Origin of the sequence: Micromonospora sp. NPDC049107 (genome assembly GCF_040648595.1) — a bacterium.
Taxonomy (GTDB): domain Bacteria; phylum Actinomycetota; class Actinomycetes; order Mycobacteriales; family Micromonosporaceae; genus Micromonospora.
This window is the reverse complement of the sequence record NZ_JBEZEC010000024.1, coordinates 1-3,391: the sequence shown is the minus strand read 5'-3', so window position 1 is coordinate 3,391 and position 3,391 is coordinate 1. Positions and strand designations below refer to the sequence as shown.

The following is a 3,391-nucleotide window of genomic DNA, read 5'->3' as shown; positions in this document are numbered from 1 at the left end:
GGTGCTGGTGTGGGGTGTTTCGGGTTGTGGGTTGGTTGTTTGTTGAGAATTGCACAGTGGACGCGAGCATCTTTGTGGTCAAGTTGTCAAGGGCGAACGGTGAATGCCTTGGCACCAGGAGCCGATGAAGGACGTGGGAGGCCGCGATAGGCCTGGGGGAGCTGTCAACCAAGCTGTGATCCCAGGGTGTCCGAATGGGGAAACCTGGCACCAGTCATGTGGTGTCACCCACACCTGAACACATAGGGTGTGTGGAGGGAACGCGGGGAAGTGAAACATCTCAGTACCCGTAGGAAGAGAAAACAATTTAGTGATTCCGTGAGTAGTGGCGAGCGAAAGCGGATTGAGGCTAAACCGGCTGCGTGTGATACCTGTCAGGGGTTGCGTGGTCGGGGTTGTGGGACCCTGCTCAACAGACTGACATCTGTTGGAGAAGTTACAAAGTTGATGGCTAGTCGAACAGTCTGGAATGGCTGACCGTAGACGGTGAGAGTCCGGTAGGTGAAAGCTGTTGACCTTCTGTGGGTGTTCCCGAGTAGCGGCGGACCCCTGAAATCTGCCGTGAATCTGCCAGGACCACCTGGTAAGCCTAAATACTTCCTGGTGACCGATAGCGGACGAGTACCGTGAGGGAATGGTGAAAAGTACCCCGGGAGGGGAGTGAAATAGTACCTGAAACCGTTCGCCTACAATCCGTCGGAGCCTTGCGGGGTGACGGCGTGCCTTTTGAAGAATGAGCCTGCGAGTTAGTGGCATGTGGCGAGGTTAACCCGTGTGGGGGAGCCGTAGCGAAAGCGAGTCTGAATAGGGCGCTTTAGTCGCATGCTCTAGACCCGAAGCGGAGTGATCTAGCCATGGGCAGGCTGAAGCGCGGGTAAGACCGCGTGGAGGGCCGAACCCACCAACGTTGAAAAGTTGGGGGATGACCTGTGGTTAGGGGTGAAAGGCCAATCAAACTCCGTGATAGCTGGTTCTCCCCGAAATGCATTTAGGTGCAGCGTCGCGTGTTTCTTGCCGGAGGTAGAGCACTGGATGGTCTAGGGGGCCCACAAGCTTACCGAAATCAGCCAAACTCCGAATGCCGGTAAGTGAGAGCGCGGCAGTGAGACTGCGGGGGATAAGCTTCGTAGTCGAGAGGGAAACAGCCCAGATCACCAGCTAAGGCCCCTAAGCGTGTGCTAAGTGGAAAAGGATGTGGGGTCGCATAGACAACCAGGAGGTTGGCTTAGAAGCAGCCACCCTTTAAAGAGTGCGTAATAGCTCACTGGTCAAGTGGTTCCGCGCCGACAATGTAGCGGGGCTCAAGCACACCGCCGAAGCTGTGGCATTCACATTTTAACCTCGCTTGGACTTGATTCCTTGTGCAGGTGTGTGGATGGGTAGGGGAGCGTCGTGCCGCGAGTGAAGCAGCGGGGTGACCCAGTTGTGGACGCGGCACGAGTGAGAATGCAGGCATGAGTAGCGAAAGAAGGGTGAGAAACCCTTCCGCCGGATGACCAAGGGTTCCAGGGCCAGGCTAATCCGCCCTGGGTGAGTCGGGACCTAAGGCGAGGCCGAGAGGCGTAGTCGATGGACAACGGGTTGATATTCCCGTACCCGCGAAAGAGCGTCCCTGATGAACCTCGTTGTGCTAACCACCCGAACTTGGTGAGGTCTTCGGACTGATCTGAGGGAGCGTGGGAACCTGGCGGGTAGTAGTCAAGCGATGGGGTGACGCAGGAAGGTAGCTGAGCCCGGCCGGTGGTTGTGCCGGGGTAAGCGTGTAGGCCGTGTCGTAGGCAAATCCGCGACGCATGAAGGCTGAGACGTGATGCCGAGCCGATTCAGGTGAAGTCAGTGATCCTATGCTGCCGAGAAAAGCCTCTAGCGAGTTCTTAGCGGCCCGTACCCCAAACCGACACAGGTGGTCAGGTAGAGAATACCGAGGCGATCGGGCGAACTGTGGTTAAGGAACTCGGCAAATTGCCCCCGTAACTTAGGGAGAAGGGGGGCCGGAGACGTGAAGCCCCGCGCGGGTGGAGCGTTGTATGGCCGCAGAGAGCAGGGGGAAGCGACTGTTTACTAAAAACACAGGTCCATGCGAAGAAGTAATTCGATGTATATGGACTGACGCCTGCCCGGTGCTGGAACGTTAAGGGGACCTGTTAGCTCTTCGGGGCGAAGCGGAGAACTTAAGCGCCAGTAAACGGCGGTGGTAACTATAACCATCCTAAGGTAGCGAAATTCCTTGTCGGGTAAGTTCCGACCTGCACGAATGGCGTAACGACTTCCCCACTGTCTCAACCACAGGCCCGGCGAAATTGCAGTACGAGTAAAGATGCTCGTTACGCGCGGCAGGACGGAAAGACCCCGGGACCTTTACTATAGCTTGACATTGGTACTTGAGTTAGCTTGTGTAGGATAGGTGGGAGCCGGTGAAGTCCATACGCCAGTATGGGTGGAGGCAATCTTGAAATACCACTCTGGTTGATTTGGGTATCTAACTTCGGACCGTTATCCGGTTCAGGGACAGTGTCTGGTGGGTAGTTTAACTGGGGCGGTTGCCTCCTAAAAGGTAACGGAGGCGCCCAAAGGTTCCCTCAGCCTGGTTGGCAATCAGGTGTTGAGTGCAAGTACACAAGGGAGCTTGACTGTGAGACTGACAGGTCGAGCAGGGACGAAAGTCGGGACTAGTGATCCGGCACTTGCGAGTGGAAGCGGTGTCGCTCAACGGATAAAAGGTACCCCGGGGATAACAGGCTGATCTTCCCCAAGAGTCCATATCGACGGGATGGTTTGGCACCTCGATGTCGGCTCGTCGCATCCTGGGGCTGTAGCAGGTCCCAAGGGTTGGGCTGTTCGCCCATTAAAGCGGTACGCGAGCTGGGTTTAGAACGTCGTGAGACAGTTCGGTCCCTATCCGCCGTGCGCGTAGGATACTTGAGAAGGGCTGTCCCTAGTACGAGAGGACCGGGACGGACGAACCTCTGGTGTGCCAGTTGTCCTGCCAAGGGCACGGCTGGTTAGCTACGTTCGGAAGGGATAACCGCTGAAAGCATCTAAGCGGGAAGCCTGCTTCAAGATGAGGTATCCCACCCACCTTTGGTGGGGTAAGGCCCCCAGCTAGACGACTGGGTTGATAGGCCGGAAATGTAAGCCCGGTAACGGGTTCAGTTGACCGGTACTAATAGGCCGAGGACTTGACTACTAAGCTGCTACGCGTCCACTGTGCAACTCTGAACAAACACCCACCCGTGTTGGTGATGGTTGATATGTTCATAGAGTTACGGCGGTCATGGCGGAGGGGAAACGCCCGGTCACATTCCGAACCCGGAAGCTAAGCCCTCCAGCGCCGATGGTACTGCACTCGTGAGGGTGTGGGAGAGTAGGACACCGCCGGACAATCTTTCAG

At 56.5% G+C, this 3,391-nt stretch carries 2 rRNA genes; both read left to right on the top strand.

Going from position 1 to position 3,391, the window contains the following annotated elements:
• The first annotated feature begins 76 nt into the window (after positions 1-76).
• Positions 77-3,187: ribosomal RNA gene (locus AB0B55_RS32610) — 23S ribosomal RNA — on the top strand.
• A gap of 77 nt (positions 3,188-3,264) precedes the next feature.
• Positions 3,265-3,381: ribosomal RNA gene (gene rrf, locus AB0B55_RS32605) — 5S ribosomal RNA — on the top strand.
• The last annotated feature ends 10 nt before the right edge of the window (positions 3,382-3,391 follow it).